17 protein-coding genes are annotated in these 20276 nt (G+C 62.0%); 7 read left to right on the top strand and 10 right to left on the bottom strand.

Going from position 1 to position 20276, the window contains the following annotated elements:
* Positions 1-132: 132 nt before the first annotated feature.
* The 10 genes from lysS to IMW75_RS25460 all read right to left on the bottom strand — a co-directional run bounded on the left by lysS (position 133) and on the right by IMW75_RS25460 (position 12317).
* Positions 133-1635: a lysine--tRNA ligase gene (lysS, locus tag IMW75_RS25505; RefSeq protein ID WP_045060768.1), complete on the bottom strand. Its 1503-nt coding sequence runs from the start codon at positions 1633-1635 to the stop codon at positions 133-135.
* 125 nt (positions 1636-1760) lie between these two features.
* A protein-coding gene (gene prfB, locus IMW75_RS25500; protein WP_122837662.1) for a peptide chain release factor 2 occupies positions 1761-2856 on the bottom strand; the annotation gives its coding sequence in 2 pieces (ribosomal slippage) (positions 1761-2783 and positions 2785-2856; 1095 coding nt in all).
* Between the two features lie 137 nt (positions 2857-2993).
* Positions 2994-3995: a response regulator gene (locus tag IMW75_RS25495; RefSeq protein WP_122837661.1), complete on the bottom strand. Its 1002-nt coding sequence runs from the start codon at positions 3993-3995 to the stop codon at positions 2994-2996.
* Between the two features lie 48 nt (positions 3996-4043).
* Positions 4044-5054, bottom strand: coding sequence for a chemotaxis response regulator protein-glutamate methylesterase (cheB, locus tag IMW75_RS25490; RefSeq protein WP_205894159.1), 1011 nt, complete (start codon positions 5052-5054; stop codon positions 4044-4046).
* On the bottom strand, positions 5051-7348 hold the full coding sequence (locus tag IMW75_RS25485) for a hybrid sensor histidine kinase/response regulator (RefSeq protein WP_205894158.1): 2298 nt from the start codon (positions 7346-7348) through the stop codon (positions 5051-5053). Before IMW75_RS25485 ends, cheB begins: the two co-directional genes overlap by 4 nt.
* The gene (locus IMW75_RS25480; RefSeq protein WP_045060772.1) at positions 7345-8028 is read right to left on the bottom strand and encodes a chemotaxis protein CheW; all 684 of its coding nucleotides are present in this window, start codon (positions 8026-8028) and stop codon (positions 7345-7347) included. Before IMW75_RS25480 ends, IMW75_RS25485 begins: the two co-directional genes overlap by 4 nt.
* Positions 8025-9296 carry a CheR family methyltransferase gene (locus IMW75_RS25475; RefSeq protein ID WP_205894157.1) on the bottom strand — a complete coding sequence of 424 codons (1272 nt, stop codon included), beginning with the start codon at positions 9294-9296 and terminating at the stop codon, positions 8025-8027. Before IMW75_RS25475 ends, IMW75_RS25480 begins: the two co-directional genes overlap by 4 nt.
* Complete coding sequence (locus tag IMW75_RS25470) at positions 9293-9829, bottom strand: chemotaxis protein CheW (protein ID WP_205894156.1); 537 nt, start codon at positions 9827-9829, stop codon at positions 9293-9295. Before IMW75_RS25470 ends, IMW75_RS25475 begins: the two co-directional genes overlap by 4 nt.
* The gene (locus tag IMW75_RS25465) at positions 9829-11451 is read right to left on the bottom strand and encodes a methyl-accepting chemotaxis protein (protein WP_205894155.1); all 1623 of its coding nucleotides are present in this window, start codon (positions 11449-11451) and stop codon (positions 9829-9831) included. Before IMW75_RS25465 ends, IMW75_RS25470 begins: the two co-directional genes overlap by 1 nt.
* 143 nt (positions 11452-11594) lie before the next feature.
* Positions 11595-12317, bottom strand: coding sequence for a tellurite resistance TerB family protein (locus IMW75_RS25460; protein WP_045060776.1), 723 nt, complete (start codon positions 12315-12317; stop codon positions 11595-11597).
* 184 nt (positions 12318-12501) lie between these two features.
* Between IMW75_RS25460 and IMW75_RS25455 the strand changes: the two genes are divergently transcribed.
* The 7 genes from IMW75_RS25455 to IMW75_RS25425 all read left to right on the top strand — a co-directional run.
* Positions 12502-13416 (top strand): LysR family transcriptional regulator, encoded by a 915-nt coding sequence (locus IMW75_RS25455; protein ID WP_205894154.1) that lies wholly within the window; start codon positions 12502-12504, stop codon positions 13414-13416.
* 132 nt (positions 13417-13548) lie between these two features.
* A complete protein-coding gene (locus IMW75_RS25450; protein WP_205894153.1) occupies positions 13549-15006 on the top strand; it encodes a gamma-aminobutyraldehyde dehydrogenase in 1458 nt (485 codons plus the stop codon).
* Positions 15007-15095: 89 nt separating this feature from the next.
* A complete protein-coding gene (gene ydcS, locus IMW75_RS25445) occupies positions 15096-16247 on the top strand; it encodes a putative ABC transporter substrate-binding protein YdcS (protein ID WP_045060779.1) in 1152 nt (383 codons plus the stop codon).
* 201 nt (positions 16248-16448) lie between these two features.
* Positions 16449-17486: an ABC transporter ATP-binding protein gene (locus IMW75_RS25440; RefSeq protein ID WP_045060780.1), complete on the top strand. Its 1038-nt coding sequence runs from the start codon at positions 16449-16451 to the stop codon at positions 17484-17486.
* Between the two features lies 1 nt (position 17487).
* Complete coding sequence (locus IMW75_RS25435) at positions 17488-18435, top strand: ABC transporter permease (protein ID WP_205894152.1); 948 nt, start codon at positions 17488-17490, stop codon at positions 18433-18435.
* Positions 18425-19252 carry an ABC transporter permease gene (locus IMW75_RS25430; RefSeq protein WP_205894151.1) on the top strand — a complete coding sequence of 276 codons (828 nt, stop codon included), beginning with the start codon at positions 18425-18427 and terminating at the stop codon, positions 19250-19252. Before IMW75_RS25435 ends, IMW75_RS25430 begins: the two co-directional genes overlap by 11 nt.
* Before the next feature lie 170 nt (positions 19253-19422).
* A partial coding sequence (locus tag IMW75_RS25425; RefSeq protein WP_205894150.1) for an aldehyde dehydrogenase family protein occupies positions 19423-20276 on the top strand: 854 nt, incomplete at its 3' end.

Genomic DNA, 20276 nt, shown 5'->3' with positions numbered 1-20276 from the left:
ATGGTGAGAGAGGCGATCCTAATCTACAACCAGGAGCGCCCGCACCTGTCCTTGAAATACAAAACGCCCGATGCGGTGCATCGGGCGTTGGGGTGAAACAGGTGTAAACCTATTTCAGGACTAGACAAACACTTACGCTTGCGGCCGCATGTGCGGGAACAGGATCACGTCGCGGATGGACGGGGAGTTGGTCAGCAGCATCACCAGGCGGTCGATGCCGATACCTTCACCCGCCGTTGGCGGCATGCCGTACTCCAGCGCACGAACGAAGTCGGCGTCGTAGTGCATGGCTTCGTCGTCGCCGGCGTCCTTGTCGGCCACCTGCGCCATGAAACGCTCGGCCTGGTCTTCCGCATCGTTCAACTCGGAGTAGGCGTTGGCGATTTCACGGCCACCGATGAACAGCTCAAAACGGTCAGTGACGTTCGGGTTGTCGTCGTTGCGACGGGCCAGCGGCGACACTTCGAACGGGTATTGGGTAATGAAGTGCGGCTGCTCCAGCTTGTGCTCGACCAGCTCTTCGAAAATCATCACCTGCAGTTTGCCCAGGCCTTCGAAGCCCAACACCTTGGCGCCGGCTTTCTTGGCGATGGCACGGGCCTTGTCGATGTCGTTCAGGTCGTCTGCAGTCAGCTCAGGGTTGTACTTGAGGATCGAGTCGAACACGGACAGGCGCGCGAACGGCTCGCCGAAGTGGAACACCTTGTCGCCATAAGGCACGTCGGTACTGCCCAGGACCAGCTGTGCCAGTTCGCGGAACAGTTCTTCGGTCAGGTCCATGTTGTCTTCGTAGTCGGCGTACGCCTGGTAGAACTCCAACATGGTGAATTCAGGGTTGTGACGGGTCGAGACGCCTTCGTTACGGAAGTTGCGGTTGATCTCGAAGACCTTCTCGAAACCGCCAACCACCAGACGCTTGAGGTACAGTTCCGGCGCAATGCGCAGGTACATGTCCATGTCGAGGGCGTTGTGGTGGGTTTCGAACGGTTTGGCCGCCGCGCCGCCCGGGATGGTCTGCAGCATCGGCGTTTCGACTTCGAGGAAGTCGCGCTTCATCAGGAAGCTGCGGATGTGGGCGATGACTTGCGAGCGAATGCGGAACGTCTGGCGCACGTCTTCGTTGACGATCAGGTCAACGTAGCGCTGACGGTAGCGCGACTCGGTGTCGGTCAGGCCGTGGTGCTTGTCCGGCAGCGGGCGCAGGGATTTGGTCAGCAGGCGCACGTTGGTCATTTCGACGTACAGGTCGCCCTTGCCGGAACGCGCCAGGGTGCCTTCGGCGGCAATGATGTCGCCCAGGTCCCAGGTCTTGACCGCGGCCAGGGTGTCTTCAGACAAGGTTTTGCGGTTGACGTAGACCTGGATGCGCCCGGACATGTCCTGGATCACCATGAACGAGCCACGGTTGAGCATGATGCGACCGGCAACCTTGACCGGAATTGCAGCCTCTGCGAGCTCTTCCTTGGTCTTGTCCGCGTACTGTTTCTGCAAGTCTTCGCAGTAGTTGTCGCGGCGGAAGTCATTCGGGAAGGCATTGCCCTTGGCGCGCTCGGCAGCCAGCTTTTCCTTGCGCAGGGCGATCAGGGAGTTTTCTTCCTGTTGCAGGGCTTGCGGGTCGAGTTCTAGGTCGCTCATGTCTTTAAGTATTCCATCAGGTTCATTGTCCACAGCCTGCGGCTGGGGATCGCGGGCAAGTCGGATCGCCGCACCGCCGCTCCCGGAGGAGCCGCGTTTTTTCAGGCGATCCCGTATTGCACGTGTTACAGGCCTTGTTTCAGGCTCGCTACCAGGTATTCGTCGATGTCGCCGTCGAGCACCTTGTCGCAGTCGCTGCGCTCGATGTTAGTGCGCAAATCCTTGATTCGCGACGCATCCAGAACGTAGGAGCGAATCTGGTGACCCCAGCCGATGTCCGACTTGGTGTCTTCCAGGGCTTGCGAGGCAGCGTTGCGTTTCTGCACTTCCTGCTCGTACAAGCGCGCCCGCAGCATTTTCATCGCGGTGTCTTTGTTCGCGTGCTGGGAACGCTCGTTCTGGCAGCTGACCACGGTGTTGGACGGTACGTGGGTAATACGTACGGCCGAGTCGGTGGTGTTTACGTGCTGACCACCGGCACCGGAGGAGCGGTAGGTATCGATGCGCAGGTCCGACGGGTTGATGTCGATTTCGATGTTGTCATCGATTTCCGGCGAAACGAAAACGGCCGAGAACGAGGTGTGGCGACGGTTGCCGGAGTCGAAAGGACTCTTGCGCACCAGGCGATGCACGCCGATTTCGGTACGCAGCCAGCCAAAGGCGTATTCGCCCTTGATATGCACGGTTGCGCCCTTGATCCCGGCGACTTCACCGGCGGACAATTCCATGATGGTCGCGTCGAAACCGCGTTTGTCAGCCCAACGCAGGTACATGCGCAGCAGGATGTTGGCCCAGTCCTGGGCCTCGGTACCACCCGAGCCGGCCTGGATGTCCAGGTAGGCGTTGTTGGCATCCATCTCACCGCTGAACATGCGGCGGAATTCGAGTTTTTCCAGGGACTCGCGCAGGCGCTCGACTTCGGCGGCAACGTCATCGACGGCGGCCTGGTCTTCTTCCTCGGCGGACATCAGCAGCAGGTCTTTGGCATCAGCCAGGCCCGAGTGCATCTCGTCGAGGGTTTCTACGATCTGCGCCAGCAGGGAGCGCTCGCGCCCCAGTTCCTGGGCGTAGGCAGGGTTGTTCCAGACACTCGGATCTTCAAGCTCGCGATTGACTTCGGTCAGACGCTCATGCTTTTGATCGTAGTCAAAGATACCCCCGAATAGTTTCGGAGCGCTCGGACAGGTCCTTGATGCTGTTAAGGATCGGGTTGATTTCCATGGCGGGCAGCACTCGTTGGCGAACTTTTGAAAGCCGGCGAGTATACCGTAATCACGCTGTCACGGCAGCCCGCCTGGCGGCTTTAGGGGTGAATGATTTGCCCTGCTTGTCCCAGTGGGAGCGGGCTTGGTCCCACATTACGAGATACCCACCTGATTGCGCCCATTGTGCTTGGCCTGGTACAGCCCCTTGTCCGCAGCCAGGATCAGTTGCCGGCAGTCGCTGCCGTGCTCCGGCGTGATGGTCGACAAGCCGATGCTGATGGTCAGGCTGGAGCCTTCGGCCGGTGCGATGTGCGGGATTTTCAGCGCCGCGACGGTCTGGCGCAGTTTTTCCGCGACCAACCGGGCACCGCCGGGGGAGGTGTTGGGCAGCACCAAGGCAAATTCCTCGCCACCGTAGCGGGCCGGCAGGTCGGACGGCCGGGAGCTTGCATCGCGGATCGCCAGGGCGACCTTGCGCAGGGCCTCGTCGCCTTCGAGGTGGCCGAAGTTGTCGTTGTAGGACTTGAAGTAGTCGACGTCGATCATCAGCAACGACAACTGGGTCTGGTCACGCACCGACCTTCTCCATTCCAGCTCCAGGTACTCATCGAAATGCCGGCGGTTGGAAAGCCCCGTCAGGCCATCGGAGTTCATCAGGCGTTGCAGCACCAGATTGGTGTCGAGCAACTGCTGCTGGCTCACGCGCAATGCCCGATAAGCCGCGTCCCGCTGCAGCAGGGTCATGTAGGACCGCGAGTGGTAACGAATGCGCGCCACCAGCTCGATGTTGTCGGGCAGCTTGACCAGATAATCATTGGCGCCGGCGGCAAACGCCGCGCTCTTGATCAACGGGTCTTCCTTGGTCGACAGGACGATGATCGGAATGTCCTTGGTCGCCGGGTGATTGCGGTACTCACGCACCAGGCTCAGGCCATCGAGGCCGGGCATCACCAGGTCCTGCAGGATGACGGTCGGTTTGATGCGCATCGCCTGGGCAATGGCCTGGTGCGGGTCGGCACAAAAGTGGAAGTCGATGTTTTCTTCGTGCGACAAGCCGCGTCGCACTGCCTCGCCGATCATCGCCTGATCATCCACCAGCAACACCATGGCGGCGTTTTCATCGGTCTTGAAGTCGTCGAGCTGTAAATCATTCATGTGCGATCACCTGAGTACTGCCTGGGCCCGGAATGCGGATGAAGGTCTTCATTTGGTGAAAATCTCCAGCAATCGGGGCGCTATCTTTTCCAGCGAACGAATTTCTACCGCCGCGTCGATGGCTGCAGCCGCCTTGGGCATGCCGTACACCGCACTGCTTTGCTGGTCCTGCGCGATCGTCAGGTAGCCCTGCTGCCGCATGAGTTTAAGCCCCTGTGCGCCATCGCGCCCCATGCCTGTAAGCAAAACCCCGACCGCATCGCCATTCCAGTGACTGGCCACGCTTTCGAAAAACACATCGATCGAGGGCCGGTAGATCTCGTTGACCGGTTCGGCGGTATACGCCAGGGTGCCGTTCTTCAACAAGCGAATATGATGGTTGGTGCCGGCCAACAGCACCGTGCCGCTTTGCGGTGGCTCGCCCTCCTGGGCCAGGCGCACATTGAGGCCGCTGGCACTGCTGAGCCACTCGGCCATGCCGGCGGCGAACACCTGGTCGACATGCTGGACCAGCACGATGGCCGCCGAAAAATCCCGCGGCAGGCCCTTGAGCAGCACTTCCAGCGCCGCAGGCCCGCCAGCGGAAGAACCTATGGCGATCAGCCGCTGGCGCGAGCCGGAGGTGCGTAACGTATTGGGGGCCGGGCGCTCGCGGTTGCCCTTGTCGCCAATCAGCCAGCCGATGTTGATGATCTTGCGCAGCAACGGCGCAGCGGCCTCCTGGGCGTTGCCGGCCCCGAGCGCCGGGGTGTCGACGACGTCAAGCGCGCCGTGTCCCATGGCCTCGAACACCCGATGCACATTCTGCTGGCGGTCGACGGTGACGATTACGATGGCGCAGGGAGTCTCGGCCATGATCCGGCGAGTGGCCTCGACGCCATCCATGACCGGCATGATCAGGTCCATCAGGATCAGGTCCGGCGTCTGCTCGGAACAGCGCTGCACTGCCTCGGCGCCATTGCTGGCGACCCAGATCACCTGGTGCGTCGGATCGAAGGCCACGGCGCGGCGCAGGGCCTCTACCGCCATGGGCATGTCGTTGACGATTGCGATTTTCATGCCCGTGCTCCCCCGATGAGCTCAACCACTGCATCAAGCAGGGCATCGTCATGAAAACTGGCTTTGGCTAGATAATAGTCGGCGCCAGCGTCCAGTCCACGACGGCGATCCTCTTCGCGATCCTTGTAGGAAACCACCATCACCGGCAGCGATTGCAGGCGGTTGTCGCGCCGCAACAAAGACACCAGCTCGATGCCGTCCATGCGCGGCATGTCAATGTCAGTAATCAGCAGATCGAAATCCTCCGAGCGCAGGGCATTCCAGCCATCCATGCCATCGACCGCGACGGCGACATCGTAACCACGATTGAGCAACAACTTGCGCTGCAATTCGCGCACGGTCAGGGAGTCGTCGACCACCAGGATACGCTTGCGAGCAGCCTCCACGACCTGATTACCCTGGCGCGCGATCCGCTCCAGGCGCCCGGTATTGAGCAGTTTGTCCACGGATCGCAGCATGTCTTCGACGTCGACGATCAGTACTACCGAACCGTCATCGAGCAGGGCTCCGGCGGAAATATCCTGCACTTTTCCCAGGCGTTCATCCAGCGGCAAGACTACCAGCGTCCGCTCGCCGATGAACCGCTCCACGGCCACCCCATAAATGGCCTCGCGCTCACGGATCACCACGACCTTTAGCGTCTCCTGGCCGCCCTGGCTGGCGGGGCGCTGCAACAGTTGGCTGGCCGCCACCAGGCCGACGTGCCGGCCTTCGTACCAGAAGTGCTGGCGACCCTCGACCTGTACGATGTCCGCGGGCTCGAGGTCGCACATGCGCTCGATGTGCGCCAGCGGAAAGGCATACGCCTCGTCACCGACTTCCACCACCAGGCTACGCACCACGGACAACGTCAGCGGCACTTCAAGATGGAAATGACTGCCCTCGCCCGCCGTCTGCTCCAGCACCACCGCGCCGTGTAACTGGCGGACCATGTGCTGCACCGCGTCCAGGCCGACACCGCGACCGGAGACTTCGGTAACCTTGTCGCGCAGGCTGAAGCCCGGCAGGAACAGGAACGTCAGCAGCTCCTCTTCGCTCAACTGCGCGGCGGTCTCGGCCGGGGACAGATGGCGCTCGATGATGCTGCGCCGGACTTTCTCCAGATCCACGCCGTTACCGTCATCGCCGAGCTCCAGCACCAGCAGGCCGGCCTGGTGCGAGGCGCGCAGGCGGATCAAACCTTCAGCGGGCTTACCCGCCAGCACGCGCTGCTCGGGGGTTTCGATGCCATGGTCGACAGCGTTGCGCAACAGGTGCGTCAGCGGCGCTTCGAGCTTTTCCAGCACATCACGGTCGACCTGGGTCTTCTCCCCTTCGATCTCCAGACGCACCTGTTTGCCCAGGCTGCGACCAAGGTCGCGGACCATCCGCGCCTGTCCGGCCAGTACATCGGCGAACGGGCGCATGCGACAGGCCAGCGCGGTGTCGTACAACACCTGGGCGCGCTGGCTGGCCTGCCAGGCAAACTCGTCCAGTTCGGCGTTTTTCTCCACCAGCAGTTGCTGGGATTCGGCCAGGAGCCGGCGAGCATCGTCGAGGGCTTCCCGGGCTTCCAGGCTCAAGGTCTGATCCTTGAGAAGCGCATTGAGGTTTTCCAGGGCGCGCAAGCCGTTGCCCTGCACGCGCTTGAGGCGCTGCATGGTGGCCAGGTGCGGCTTCAGGCGCAGGGTTTCCACCAGGGACTTGCTCGACAGGTCGAGCAGGCTGTTCAAGCGTTCCGCCGTGACCCGCAGGACCCGCTCGCCGGTATCGGTGGTGCGGCGGTTTTTCACCGGGGGTTCGGCGGGAGCAACAGGCAGTGGCTCGATCACCGGAACCGGGACCTCGATCACCGGCGCCAGCGCTTCGGGTTCCGGCTCGGCCATGAACGGCGCAATGGGCGTGCTGATCGGGGACGCGAGCGCCATGGGATCGAGCAACAGCCCCATCAGCGCGACGTAAGCTTGGATGTCCGCAATGCCCGGTGCGTTATCGGGCGTGGCGATGCGCATCAACAGGTCAGTGCCTTGCAGCAAGGCGTCGATGTGCTCGGGGCGCAAGTACAGGCGGCCTTCCTGGGCGCTGACCAGGCAGTCTTCCATCACGTGCGCCACGCTGACCCCGGCATCGACGCCGACGATCCGCGCCGCGCCCTTGAGCGAGTGGGCGGCGCGCATGCACGACTCCAGGTGATCAGCCTGGGTCGGGTCGCGTTCAAGTGCCAGCAAGCCGGTGCTCAGTACCTGGGTCTGGGCTTCGGCCTCCAGGCTGAACAGTTCCAGCAGCGAGGCATCGCGCATCTGTTCGGGGGTCATGTCAGGCTCCGGGTCACCGCAGACAGCAATTGTTCTTCATCCAGCCAACGCAGGCTGCGACCCTTGAACTGCAAGACACCATGGGTGTATTTGCTGCTGGCCTGGGTGCCGGAACGGGACGCCGCTTCCAGGACCCGTTCGTCGATGGCATGGATGCCGTCCACTTCGTCCACCGGCACCACCACCGGCCCACCGTGTGCCGCGATGATCAACATGCGCGGCATGGTGCGCGCGCCGGGGACCGCAACAGCGGCAGTGTCGAGCCCGAGCAACTCCACCAGCGACAGGCACGCCACCAGCGCGCCGCGTACATTCGCCACGCCCAGCAAAGCTCGGGAACGCTGATGCGGCAATGAGTGAATCGCCTGCATCGGAGCCACCTCCACCAGCGTGCGAGTGGCCAGCCCCAGCCATTCTTCGCCGAGGCGAAACATCAGCAGCGAACGTGTTTTGACGTCGCTCTCGACGCTACTGGAAACCTGTCCGCGATCTTCCTGCTGCAGCGCGTAGCGGTCGAGCAAGCGCGTAGCGGCAGCGGAATACACCGCACAATTGCGGCAATGTATATGCTCGCTCAGCAGCGGGCAGGACCTGTCACCGTGGACCCCGATGCGGTTCCAGCAGTCGTCGATGGCCTGGGCATCTGCATGAGTGAAGCTCAAGGTGTCGGAGGCGTTCATCGTTTACGCTCACTGTCAGCGGCGCGCTCGCTGCGCGCGGCGCGGTCCTGCAATCGTCTGGCACCCGCCGTATCGCCCTGGGATTGCAGCAAGACCGCCAGGTGCATCAACGCGTCGGGATGTTGCGGTTCAAGGTACAACGCCTTGCGATAGAAACCCTGGGCTTCGAGGGCGCTGCCGGCAATGTCACTGAGCAAACCCAGCCAGTAGAACACCTGCGCCACCGGTTCGTGGCTGCGCAGGTAGCTCTCGCATGCAGCGCGGGCCTCGGCGCTCTTGCCCTCGTTGGCCAGCGCGGCGATGTTCACCAACAAAGCGGCGGCGTCCGACGGCGGTGTTTTCACCGCCCGCGACGTGGGAGCCAAGGATGCAAAGGGTCGGGGTCGCGCGGAGGCCACGTGGTGCACCGGCTGGCGCTGGGCCTGCGGGGTTGGCAGGACGGTTGGCAGGAAAGCCGCAACCGGCTCGGGCGCCGCCTGGCGACTGAACGCAAAGGACTGCGGGATGCCGATCGAGCGCATGCCAAAACGTCCCAGCAGACTGCCTTCGGCGGGGCCAATGAACAGCACGCCGTCGACGTGGGTCAGGCGCTTGAGCACTTCAAAGACCTGCTGCTGGGTCGGCAGGTCGAAATAGATCAGCAGGTTGCGGCAGAACACGAAATCGTAGGCGGGCTCGTTGGCCAGCAGGGTCGGATCGAGCAGATTGCCGACCTGCAGCCGCACCTGGTCCAGGACTCGTTCGTCGAGGCGATAGCCCTCGTTTTCAGCGGTGAAATAGCGCTCACGGAACTCGATGTCCTGGCCGCGAAATGAATTCTTGCCATATACCGCGCGCCGGGCTTTCTCCACTGACAGCGGGCTGACATCCATGCCCTCGACCTTGAACTGATGTGGCTTGAGGCCGGCGTCGAGCAGCGCCATGGCAATCGAGTAGGGTTCTTCGCCGGTTGAGCAAGGCAGGCTGAGAATCCGCAGGGCGCGCAGGTTATTGATTTGCGCCAGGCGCGTGGCCGCCAGCTTCGCCAGGGTGGCGAAGGATTCCGGGTAACGGAAGAACCAGGTCTCGGGCACGATCACGGCTTCGATCAGCGCCTGCTGCTCGTCCCGCGAGCCCTGCAGGCGGTGCCAGTAGTCGTCGGCGGTCAGCGCATGATTGGCGGTGCTGCGTTGGCGCACGGCGCGCTCGATGATGGCTGGCCCCACCGATGTCACGTCGAGGCCGATGCGTTCCTTGAGGAAGTCGAAAAACCGCTGATCGCTGCTCATGACCGCTCCTCAAGCAGCGCCGGGTCCAGAGGCTGGGCCGGAAACAGCAGCGCGCGCACCGAGTCGTCCAGCAGGTCGGCGATCCGTACCCATTGCAGCAAACCCTGGGCATCTTCGCGCACCGGCCCGAGGTACGGCGCCTGGCGATTGTCCAGGCCATATGGCTGGAACTGCGAAGGATGGCAGCGCAGGGTGTCGGTGGCCTGCTCGAGGATCAGCCCGAGCAGTTGCGCCGGCGCGGTCTCATCAGCACGGTAGTGCACCAGCACCAGCCGCGTGCTGGTACGTACCTGTGCCGGTCGGCCGAAGGTCAGCGCGCTGAGATCGATCACCGGCACGACCGCGCCACGATAGGCAAACACTCCGGCCACCCAGGCCGGCGCCTTGGCAATTGGCTTTAGCGGCACGCGCGGCAGTACTTCCGCCACGTCGATCGCTTGTAAGGCATAGCGCTCGTCGCCGATGCGAAACACCAGAAACAAGGACTGCTTTGCCGGCGCCACGGCGGCGCGTCTGCCTGCGAGTTCGCTCATCAGACTTTGAATCGCGACACGCCGCCACGCAAGCCCACAGCCACCTGGCTCAGTTCGTCAATGGCGAAACTGGCCTGGCGCAGAGACTCGACTGTCTGGCTGCTGGCATCACCCAGCTGTACCAGCGCATGGTTGATCTGTTCCGCGCCGGTGGCCTGAGCCTGCATGCCTTCGTTGACCATCAGCACCCGCGGCGCCAGCGCCTGGACCTGATGGATGATCTGCGACAGCTGTTCGCCTACCTGCTGCACCTCGGACATGCCGCGGCGCACTTCCTCGGAGAACTTGTCCATGCCCATGACACCCGCCGACACCGCCGACTGGATCTCGCGCACCATTTGCTCGATGTCGTAAGTGGCCACGGCAGTCTGGTCCGCCAGGCGCCGGACTTCGGTGGCAACCACGGCAAACCCGCGGCCGTATTCCCCGGCTTTTTCCGCTTCGATGGCGGCGTTGAGCGACAGCAGGTTGGTCTGGTCGGCCACCTTGACGATGGTCACCACCACCTGATTGATGTTGCCGGCTTTCTCATTGAGGATCGCCAGCTTGGCGTTGACCAGGTCGGCAGCCCCCATCACCGAATGCATGGTGTCTTCCATGCGCGCCAGGCCTTGCTGGCCAGAACCCGCCGCCACCGAGGCCTGGTCGGCGGCGGAGGAGACTTCAGTCATGGTGCGCACCAGGTCCCGCGAGGTCGCGGCGATTTCCCGGGAAGTCGCGCCGATCTCGGTGGTGGTGGCCGCCGTTTCGGTGGCCGTGGCCTGCTGCTGCCTGGACGTGGCGGCGATCTCGGTCACCGAAGTCGTCACCTGTACCGACGAGCGCTGGGCTTGCGACACCAGCGCAGTGAGTTCAGTCATCATGTCGTTGAAGCCGGTTTCGACGGCGCCAAACTCATCCTTGCGATCCAGGTTGAGACGGCCGCTGAGGTCACCGGTACGCATGATTTCGAGGATGTTCACAATGCGGTTCATCGGCGCCATGATGGCGCGCATCAACAGCAGGCCGCACAGGCCGGCGGCCAGTACTGCGATCAGCAGCGAGATGCCCATGATGATCTTGGCCGTGAGTACCGCGTTATCGATGGCGATGATGTCCTGGTCGGCCACTGCCTTGTTCTGGCGAATGATGTCATTGAGCTTGACCCGCCCGGCTTTCCAGGCCGGGGTCAATTGCTCGTCGAACAGACGGATCGCCTCGACTTCCTGATTGCGCTTGTGCAAGTCGAGCACTGCGGCAAGGGTTTTCTTGTAGTCCTGGTGCAGTTTTTCGAAGGTGGCGTACTCGCTCTTGTCCTCATCCGTGGTGAAAGTGCCCTGGTAGTTGCTCATCTGCTCCAGCAAACGGGCCTCGAAGGCATTGAACTCGGCCTCGTCCGCAGCACTGACACCCTGCCCCTCCTTGAGTCCGAGCATGTGCTGGATATGCAGGTAACTGTCGGACCAGGCGCCGCGAATCATCGAGCTGTAATACACCCCCGGCAACGCATCTTCACGAACGCTGGCCTCACTTTCCTCGATCTTGAGCAGACGGGAATAGGAGACAATGACCATCAGCAGCATGATGGCGATGATTACCGCAAAGCTCGCCAAAATGCGTTGGCGCAACGTCCAGTTCTTCACAGTCAGTCCTCGGAGCCATATCAAATGCTGCCGAGTATAGCTGAGGGCGCTGTTTCACTTATAAGACAGATGCAGACCAATTCTCATCCCGATGAATGAGGAAGGCGGCGTGGCTGCAAATGACCACGCCAGCGAGCCAGACCCTACACGACAGCCTGGCGCACCTGCTTTTCCAGTTCAACCTTCAAACCCGGTTCGAGTTTGAGCTGGCGAGCCAGTTCTTCCAGGTAGGATTTCTCCATATAGCTTTCCTCATCCACGAGCATCACGCTGGCGATGTACATCTCGGCCGCCATCTCCGGGGTTCTGGCGGCGCGGGCAACGTCTGCAGGGTCCAGCGGCTTGTTGAGCTCGGCGTGCAACCAGTGCTGCAATTCCTGATCGTTGTCGAGCTTGGTGAATTCGCCTTCGATCAGCTCACGTTCGCGCTCATCGACATGACCATCCGCCTTGGCCGCCGCCACCAGCGCCTTGAGGATCGCCTGGCTGTGTTCCTCAACCTGGGCGGGCGGCACCCGGTCCACGGTTTGCGGTTCCTGCTTCGGTGCCGTGCCCTGCTGGGCCTGCCAGTTGCCATAAGCCTTGTAGGCAATAACACCGAGCGCCGCGAGGCCGCCGTAGATGGCGACCTTGCCGCCAACCTTGCGCACCTTCTTGTTACCCATCAACAGACCCATGGCGCCCGCTGCCAGAGCGCCACCACCGGCGCCGGACAGCAGCCCGCCGAGGCCGGACGACTTGCCGGAACCACCGAGCAAACCGCCCAGCCCGCCGCTGGATGACTTGTTGTGGGAACCTCCGGCCTTGTTTTGCAGCAGGTCCTGCCCGGACTTGAGCAATTGATCGAGTAAGCCACGGGTAATCATGTGTGCCTCCAAACATTCGGTCTATGGACAAATAAGGCCATCAGCCTAGAGCGAAAGTGCCCGAAGACCGCCAGAGAGAGTGCTTCGGAATGTTGCGTGCTTACACAGAGCGTCCTGCGGACCATCAGAAAAAAAGATATACACTCCAGCTCATCTAAAAATAACGCCCACCGGGTAATTCTTCATGATGACCTTGCGTCAGATCCGTCATTTCATTGCAGTGGCCGAAACCGGCTCGATCTCGGCCGCCGCGCAAACTGCGTTCATTTCCCAGTCAACGCTGACCCTGGCCATCCAGCAATTGGAGCAGGAGATTGGCATCGGCCTATTCAACCGCCATGCCAAGGGCATGACGCTGACCCATCAGGGGCACCAGTTCCTGCGCCAGGCGCACCTGATCCTGGCAACCGTGGACAACGCCAAGCGCAGCCTGCAACAGAGCACCGACCAGGTCGCCGGGCAATTGATCATTGGCGTGACCAGCCTCGTCGCCGGCTACTACCTGGCTGATTTGCTCACTCGCTTCCAGCGCGCCTACCCCAACGTGGAACTGCGCGTGATGGAAGACGAACGGCCCTATATCGAGCATCTGCTGGTCAGCGGCGAGATTGATGTCGGCGTTTTGATTCTCTCCAACCTGGAGGATCGCCACGCCTTGCAGACCGAGGTCCTGACCCATTCGCCCCACCGCCTTTGGTTACCGGCCCAGCATCCACTGCTGGAACACGACAGCATCAACCTGGCCGACGTCGCACGCGAGCCGCTGATCCAGCTCAACGTTGACGAAATGGACCGTAACGCCCAGCGCCTGTGGTGCAGCGCCGGCCTGCAACCGCGGATCACCCTGAAAACCGCCTCGACCGAGGCCGTGCGTAGCCTGGTCGCCGCCGGTTTGGGGGTTTCGATCCAGCCGGACATGACTTATCGCCCATGGTCGCTGGAGGGCGACATCATTGAAGCACGCCCCATCGCCGATCTCAGCCAGACCCTGGACGTCGGCCTGGCCTGGCGGCGCGGTACGGCCCGCCCTCCATTGGTCGACCCGTTTCTGACTGTCGCCCGCGAACAACCCCACGGCGGGCGCAAGCCATCTATTTAATCGAACGCCACCTTCAGTATTTAGTATTTGTCGACCTCGGGGCCTCAGACTAGTCTTGTTACATCTATATAAGACGGCCGGGCCCCAGTCGCTGGGAGCACCATGGCCACACAAGAAAAGAGAACCCGAAAAATGGCTGGCGCGCAGACTCCGATCTTCACCGCGTTATTGATCGACGGCGAACTGGTCGCGGGCGAAGGCTTTGTCGAGCCGATTCTCAACCCGGCTACCGGCGAAGTGCTGACCCACATTGCCGAAGCCAGCACCGAGCAGGTCGAAGCCGCCATCCTTGCGGCCCATCGCGCCTTTGGCACCTGGTCGCGTACCACCCCGCAACAGCGCTCGGTGCTGCTCCTTGATATCGCCAACGCCATCGAAAAAAACGCCGACCTGCTGGCCCGCCTGGAATCGCTGAACTGCGGCAAGCCACTGCACCTGGCCCGCCAGGATGACCTCAGCGCCACGGTTGATGTGTTCCGCTTCTTCGCTGGCGCCGTGCGTTGCCAGACCGGCCAACTCAGCGGCGAATACCTGCCGGGCTACACCAGCATGGTGCGACGCGATCCGATCGGCGTCGTGGCGTCGATTGCGCCCTGGAACTACCCGATCATGATGGCCGCGTGGAAAATCGCCCCTGCCCTAGCCGCCGGCAACACCCTGGTATTCAAGCCTTCCGAACACACGCCGCTGTCGATCCTGGCCCTGGCCCCTGCCCTGGCCGAGATCCTGCCGCGCGGCGTGATCAACATCGTATGCGGTGGGGGCGAAGGCGTTGGCAGTCACCTGGTCAGCCACCCCAAAGTGCGCATGGTGTCGCTGACCGGCGATATTGTCACCGGGCAGAAAATACTCCAGGCCGCTTCGAAAACCCTGAAACGCACACACCTGGAACTCGGCGGCAAGGCACCGGTGATCGTCTGCAACGACGCCGATATCCAGGCCGTGGTCGAAGGTGTGCGCACCTATGGCTACTACAACGCCGGGCAGGATTGCACCGCAGCTTGCCGCATCTATGCACAGGCCGGGATTCACGACCGCCTGGTGGCCGAACTCGGCGCCGCCGTCAGCAGCCTGCGCTTCGCCGGCAAGCGCGATGCCGATAACGAGATTGGGCCGCTGATCAGCACCCGCCAGCGTGATCGCGTGGCCAGTTTTGTCGAACGAGCCCTCGGCCAACCGCATATCGAACGCGTCACCGGCGCGGCCGTGCATTCCGGTGCCGGCTTCTATTACCAGCCAACCCTGCTGGCCGGCTGCAAACAGAGCGATGAAATCGTCCAGCGCGAGGTATTCGGCCCGGTCGTGACCGTGACCCGCTTCGAGGAGCTGGAACAAGCGGTGGATTGGGCCAACGACTCGGAATACGGCCTCGCCTCTTCGGTGTGGACGCAGAATCTCGACAAGGCCATGCAGGTCGCCGCACGCCTGCAATACGGCTGCACCTGGATCAACAGTCATTTCATGCTGGTCAGCGAAATGCCCCATGGCGGCCTGAAGCGTTCGGGCTACGGCAAGGACCTGTCCAGCGATTCGCTTCAGGACTACAGCGTGGTACGGCACATCATGGCTCGCCACGGACAGCATTTATAAAAGCGCACTACGCTAACAATTAGCCGTAAAGGCATTGGCTTGACCCCGTTAAAACTGCCCCGACCATAATTAAAGAAGAGGGAAACCCCATGTTCGTGCACAAGACCGCACTGCTCAGTGCAATCACCACCGCGTTGCTGGCCAGTGCCTCCATCCAGGCCGCCGAACCGCTGAAAGCCGTGGGTGCCGGCGAAGGCCAGCTGGATATCGTGGCCTGGCCCGGCTACATCGAACGGGGCGAAAGCGACAAGGCTTATGACTGGGTGACCGGTTTCGAGAAGGAAACCGGCTGCAAGGTCAACGTGAAAACCGCCGCAACCTCCGATGAAATGGTCAGCCTGATGGCCAAGGGCGGTTACGACCTGGTGACGGCGTCGGGTGATGCGTCGCTGCGCCTGATCGTGGGCAAGCGCGTGCAGCCAATCAACACCGACCTGATCCCGAACTGGAAAAGCCTCGACCCGCGCCTCAAGGATGCGCCGTGGTACGTGGTCAACAAGCAGACCTACGGCACCCCGTATCAGTGGGGCCCGAACGTATTGATGTACAACACCAACGTATTCAAGACCGCGCCTACCAGCTGGAACGTGGTGTTCGACGCGCAAAACCTGCCGGACGGCAAGCCCAACAAGGGTCGCGTGCAGGCCTATGACGGTCCGATCTACATCGCCGATGCGGCGCTGTACCTGAAAACCGCCAAGCCGGAACTCGGCATCCAGAGCCCCTACGAACTCACCGAAACCCAGTACAAGGCAGTGCTCGATCTGCTCCGCGCCCAGCAGCCATTGATCCACCGCTACTGGCACGACACCACCGTGCAGATGAGTGACTTCAAGAACGAAGGCGTGGTCGCGTCCAGCGCCTGGCCCTATCAGGTCAACGGCTTGATGAACGAAAAACAGCCTATCGCCTCCACCATCCCGCAAGAAGGCGCCACGGGCTGGGCCGACACCACCATGTTGCACGCCGAAGCCAAGCACCCCAACTGCGCCTACAAATGGATGGACTGGTCGCTGCAACCGAAGGTCCAGGGCGATGTAGCCGCCTGGTTCGGTTCGTTGCCAGCCGTACCTGCCGCTTGCCAGGGCAGCGAGCTGCTGGGCGCCGAAGGTTGCAAGACCAACGGTTTTGATCAGTTCGAGAAGATCGCTTTCTGGAAAACCCCGCAGGCTGAAGGCGGCAAGTTCGTGCCGTACAGCCGCTGGACCCAGGATTACATCGCGATCATGGGCGGCAGATAACACTCTCTCACGATCAATAGATCGTCCGAACGCGGCCCGAGCCTGCGGCAGCTCCCACGCCGACCGCAGGCACTACAAATATGGCGTCTTCTGCAAGTCCCGTAGGAGCTGCCGCAGGCGCGAGCCGCGTTCGGACGGTTTTTTCGATAACACCACCGATTCAATTTTTATAGAAAGCGCGCCTTTTCGGAGCACCGCACCATGACGCTTGCAGTCCAGTTCACCAACGTTTCCCGTCTATTCGGCGAAGTGAAAGCCGTAGACCGGGTTTCCATCGACATCCAGGACGGCGAGTTCTTCTCCATGCTGGGCCCTTCCGGCTCGGGCAAAACCACCTGTCTGCGCCTGATCGCCGGTTTCGAACAACCGAGCGCAGGCTCCATTCGTATTCATGGCGAAGAAGCCGCCGGGCTGCCGCCGTATCAACGTGACGTCAACACCGTATTTCAGGACTACGCGCTGTTCCCCCACATGAATGTGCGAGACAACGTCGCCTACGGCCTCAAGGTCAAGGGCGTGGGCAAGGCCGAGCGCCTCAAACGTGCTGAAGAAGCCCTCGACATGGTCGCCCTCGGCGGCTATGGCGAACGCAAGCCGGTGCAACTGTCTGGCGGCCAGCGCCAGCGCGTGGCCCTGGCGCGCGCCTTGGTCAATCGACCTCGAGTGTTGTTGCTCGACGAACCCCTGGGTGCCCTCGATCTGAAGTTACGCGAGCAAATGCAAAGCGAGCTGAAGAAGCTGCAACGCCAACTCGGCATTACGTTCATCTTCGTCACCCATGACCAGACCGAAGCCCTGTCGATGTCCGACCGTGTTGCGGTGTTCAATAAAGGACGCATCGAACAGGTCGACACCCCGCGCAACCTGTACATGAAGCCGGCGACCACTTTCGTTGCCGAGTTTGTCGGCACCTCGAACGTGATTCGCGGCGATCTGGCGCAACAGTTGAGCGGCCATCCACAACCATTTTCCATTCGCCCGGAACACGTGCGTTTCGCCGAAGGGCCGCTGGCCAGCCACGAAATCGAAGTCAGTGGCCTGCTCCACGACATTCAATATCAGGGCAGCGCCACTCGTTACGAACTGAAGCTGGAAAACGGCCAGACCCTGAATATCAGCCAGGCCAACAACCAATGGCTGGACACCAGCGCCCAACACCAGACCGGCCAGCGAATCATCGCGCGCTGGGCCAGGGAAGCAATGATCCCGCTGCAAGACCATGCAGTCGGCGGGGTGTGAGATGAACACCTTGGCTATCTCCCAAACCCCGTCGGGTGGCTCGCCGTTGCGCAAGTTTGCCAACCTGCTGTACCGCCGACCCAACCTGTATCTGTCGATGTTGCTGGTGCCGCCGCTGATCTGGTTCGGCGCGATTTACCTCGGCTCGTTGCTGACCCTGCTGTGGCAAGGCTTCTACACCTTCGACGACTTCACCATGGCGGTCACCCCCGACCTGACCCTGGCGAACTTCGCTGCGCTGTTCCAGCCGTCGAACTTCGACATCATCATGCGCACCCTGGGCATGGCCATCGTGGTGTCGATTGCCAGCGCCGTCGTGGCCTTCCCGATCGCCTACTACATGGCGCGCTACACCACGGGCAAGACCAAGGCGTTTTTCTACATCGCGGTGATGATGCCGATGTGGGCCAGCTACATCGTCAAGGCCTACGCCTGGACGCTGTTGCTAGCCAAGGGCGGGGTGGCGCAATGGTTCGTCCAGCACCTTGGACTGGAGCCGGTGCTGCAGTTCGTGCTGGGTATTCCCGGCGTCGGCGGCAGCACCTTGTCGACCTCGCACCTGGGCCGCTTCATGGTGTTCGTCTACATCTGGCTGCCGTTCATGATCCTGCCGATCCAGGCGTCCCTGGAAAGGCTGCCGCCTTCGCTGCTGCAAGCCTCCGCCGACCTCGGGGCCAAGCCGCGCCAGACGTTCATGCAGGTGACTCTGCCGTTGTCGATCCCGGGCATTGCCGCCGGTTCAATCTTCACCTTCTCCCTGACCCTGGGCGACTTCATCGTGCCGCAGCTGGTGGGGCCGCCTGGTTACTTCGTCGGCAGCATGGTGTACGCCCAGCAAGGGGCGATCGGCAACATGCCGATGGCCGCCGCCTTCACCCTGGTACCGATCGTGCTGATCGCCATTTACCTGTCTATCGTCAAACGCCTGGGGGCCTTCGATGCACTCTAATTCAGACAAGCAGGGGGAGAAAGCTTCATTAGGCTTGAGAATCGCAGCCTGGGGCGGGTTGGTTTTCCTGCACTTCCCGATCCTGATCATCTTCCTCTACGCCTTCAACACCGAAGAAGCAGCGTTCAGTTTTCCGCCCAAGGGCTTCACCCTGAAGTGGATCGGCGTGGCGTTCTCGCGCCCTGACGTGCTGGAAGCGATCAAGCTGTCACTGCAGATTGCCTCCATTGCGACGCTGATTGCGATGGTGCTCGGCACCCTGGCATCCGCAGCGCTGTACCGGCGGGATTTCTTCGGCAAGCAAGGCATCTCGCTGATGCTGATCCTGCCGATCGCATTGCCGGGAATCATCACCGGGATTGCCTTGCTGGCGACGTTCAAGACGCTGGGGATCGAGCCGGGGATGTTCACCATCATTGTCGGCCACGCGACCTTCTGCGTGGTGATCGTCTACAACAACGTCATCGCCCGCTTGCGCCGTACCTCCCACAGCCTGATCGAAGCCTCGATGGACCTCGGCGCCGATGGCTGGCAAACCTTCCGCTACATCGTCCTGCCGAACCTGGGCTCGGCATTGCTGGCTGGCGGCATGCTCGCGTTTGCCCTGTCGTTCGACGAAATCATCGTGACCACCTTTACCGCTGGCCACGAACGCACCTTGCCGCTGTGGCTGCTCAACCAGCTCAGCCGCCCACGGGACGTGCCGGTGACCAACGTCGTCGCGATGCTGGTGATGATGGTGACCATGCTGCCGATCCTCGGCGCCTATTACCTGACTCGTGGCGGCGAAAGCGTGGCGGGCAGTGGCGGGAAATAATCCCAGGACTGACACAACAATCCCTTGTAGGAGCGAGCTTGCTCGCGATGAACCTGAGGGCGCCGCGTGCATTCAGGCAGCCCTCGTCATCGTTGACGTCCATCGCGAGCAAGCTCGCTCCTACAAGGGTCCGGTTTGAAAACAAGAATTGCTTCAGAGAGGACAACCCCATGCAAACCAAACTCCTGATCAACGGCCAGTTGATCACTGGCGAAGGCCCCGCCCAAGCCGTGTTCAACCCGTCACTGGGCCGAGTCCTGGTGGAGATCAACGAAGCCAGCGAAGCCCAGGTCGATGCTGCCGTGCGGGCCGCCGATGCGGCGTTCGATGGTTGGTCACAGACCCCGCCGAAAGATCGCGCCCTGCTGCTGCTGAAGCTCGCCGACGTCATCGAGGCCCACGGCGAAGAGCTGGCTAAGCTGGAATCGGACAACTGCGGCAAGCCTTACAGCGCCGCTCTGAATGACGAGATCCCGGCGATTGCCGACGTGTTCCGCTTCTTCGCCGGCGCCAGCCGCTGCATGAGCGGTTCGGCTGGCGGTGAATACCTGCCCGGCCACACCTCGATGATCCGCCGCGATCCGGTGGGCGTGATTGCCTCGATCGCGCCGTGGAACTACCCGCTGATGATGGTCGCCTGGAAAATCGCTCCGGCCCTCGCCGCCGGTAATACCGTGGTGCTCAAGCCGTCGGAACAAACCCCGCTGACCGCGTTGCGCCTGGCGGAACTGGCGTCGCAAATTTTCCCCGCCGGTGTCCTCAACCTGGTGTTCGGGCGCGGTCCAACGGTGGGTAGCCCGCTGGTAACCCACCCGAAAGTGCGCATGGTCTCGCTGACTGGTTCGATCGCCACTGGCTCGAACATCATTTCCAGCACCGCCGACAGCGTCAAGCGCATGCACATGGAACTGGGCGGCAAGGCCCCGGTGATCATCTTCGACGACGCCGACATCGACGCCGCCGTGGAGGGCATTCGCACCTTTGGTTTCTACAACGCCGGCCAGGATTGCACGGCGGCCTGCCG

It is taken from the genome of Pseudomonas gregormendelii (genome assembly GCF_017114825.1).
GTDB lineage: Bacteria > Pseudomonadota > Gammaproteobacteria > Pseudomonadales > Pseudomonadaceae > Aquipseudomonas > Aquipseudomonas gregormendelii.
Note: the sequence above shows the minus strand (reverse complement) of the source record. Positions and strands in the feature narration are given on the sequence as shown.

Bases quoted from the DNA above. Each gene is read 5' to 3' on its own strand.
- ydcS (WP_045060779.1), top strand. From the start codon at position 15,096: ATGTTCGTGCACAAGACCGCACTGCTCAGTGCAATCACCACCGCGTTG.
- IMW75_RS25475 (WP_205894157.1), bottom strand. From the start codon at position 9,296: ATGAGCAGCGATCAGCGGTTTTTCGACTTCCTCAAGGAACGCATCGGC.
- cheB (WP_205894159.1), bottom strand. From the start codon at position 5,054: ATGAAAATCGCAATCGTCAACGACATGCCCATGGCGGTAGAGGCCCTG.
- IMW75_RS25495 (WP_122837661.1), bottom strand. From the start codon at position 3,995: ATGAATGATTTACAGCTCGACGACTTCAAGACCGATGAAAACGCCGCC.
- IMW75_RS25440 (WP_045060780.1), top strand. From the start codon at position 16,449: ATGACGCTTGCAGTCCAGTTCACCAACGTTTCCCGTCTATTCGGCGAA.
- IMW75_RS25450 (WP_205894153.1), top strand. From the start codon at position 13,549: ATGGCTGGCGCGCAGACTCCGATCTTCACCGCGTTATTGATCGACGGC.
- lysS (WP_045060768.1), bottom strand. From the start codon at position 1,635: ATGAGCGACCTAGAACTCGACCCGCAAGCCCTGCAACAGGAAGAAAAC.
- IMW75_RS25430 (WP_205894151.1), top strand. From the start codon at position 18,425: ATGCACTCTAATTCAGACAAGCAGGGGGAGAAAGCTTCATTAGGCTTG.
- IMW75_RS25470 (WP_205894156.1), bottom strand. From the start codon at position 9,829: ATGAGCGAACTCGCAGGCAGACGCGCCGCCGTGGCGCCGGCAAAGCAG.
- IMW75_RS25460 (WP_045060776.1), bottom strand. From the start codon at position 12,317: ATGATTACCCGTGGCTTACTCGATCAATTGCTCAAGTCCGGGCAGGAC.
- IMW75_RS25455 (WP_205894154.1), top strand. From the start codon at position 12,502: ATGATGACCTTGCGTCAGATCCGTCATTTCATTGCAGTGGCCGAAACC.
- IMW75_RS25480 (WP_045060772.1), bottom strand. From the start codon at position 8,028: ATGAACGCCTCCGACACCTTGAGCTTCACTCATGCAGATGCCCAGGCC.
- IMW75_RS25435 (WP_205894152.1), top strand. From the start codon at position 17,488: ATGAACACCTTGGCTATCTCCCAAACCCCGTCGGGTGGCTCGCCGTTG.
- IMW75_RS25485 (WP_205894158.1), bottom strand. From the start codon at position 7,348: ATGACCCCCGAACAGATGCGCGATGCCTCGCTGCTGGAACTGTTCAGC.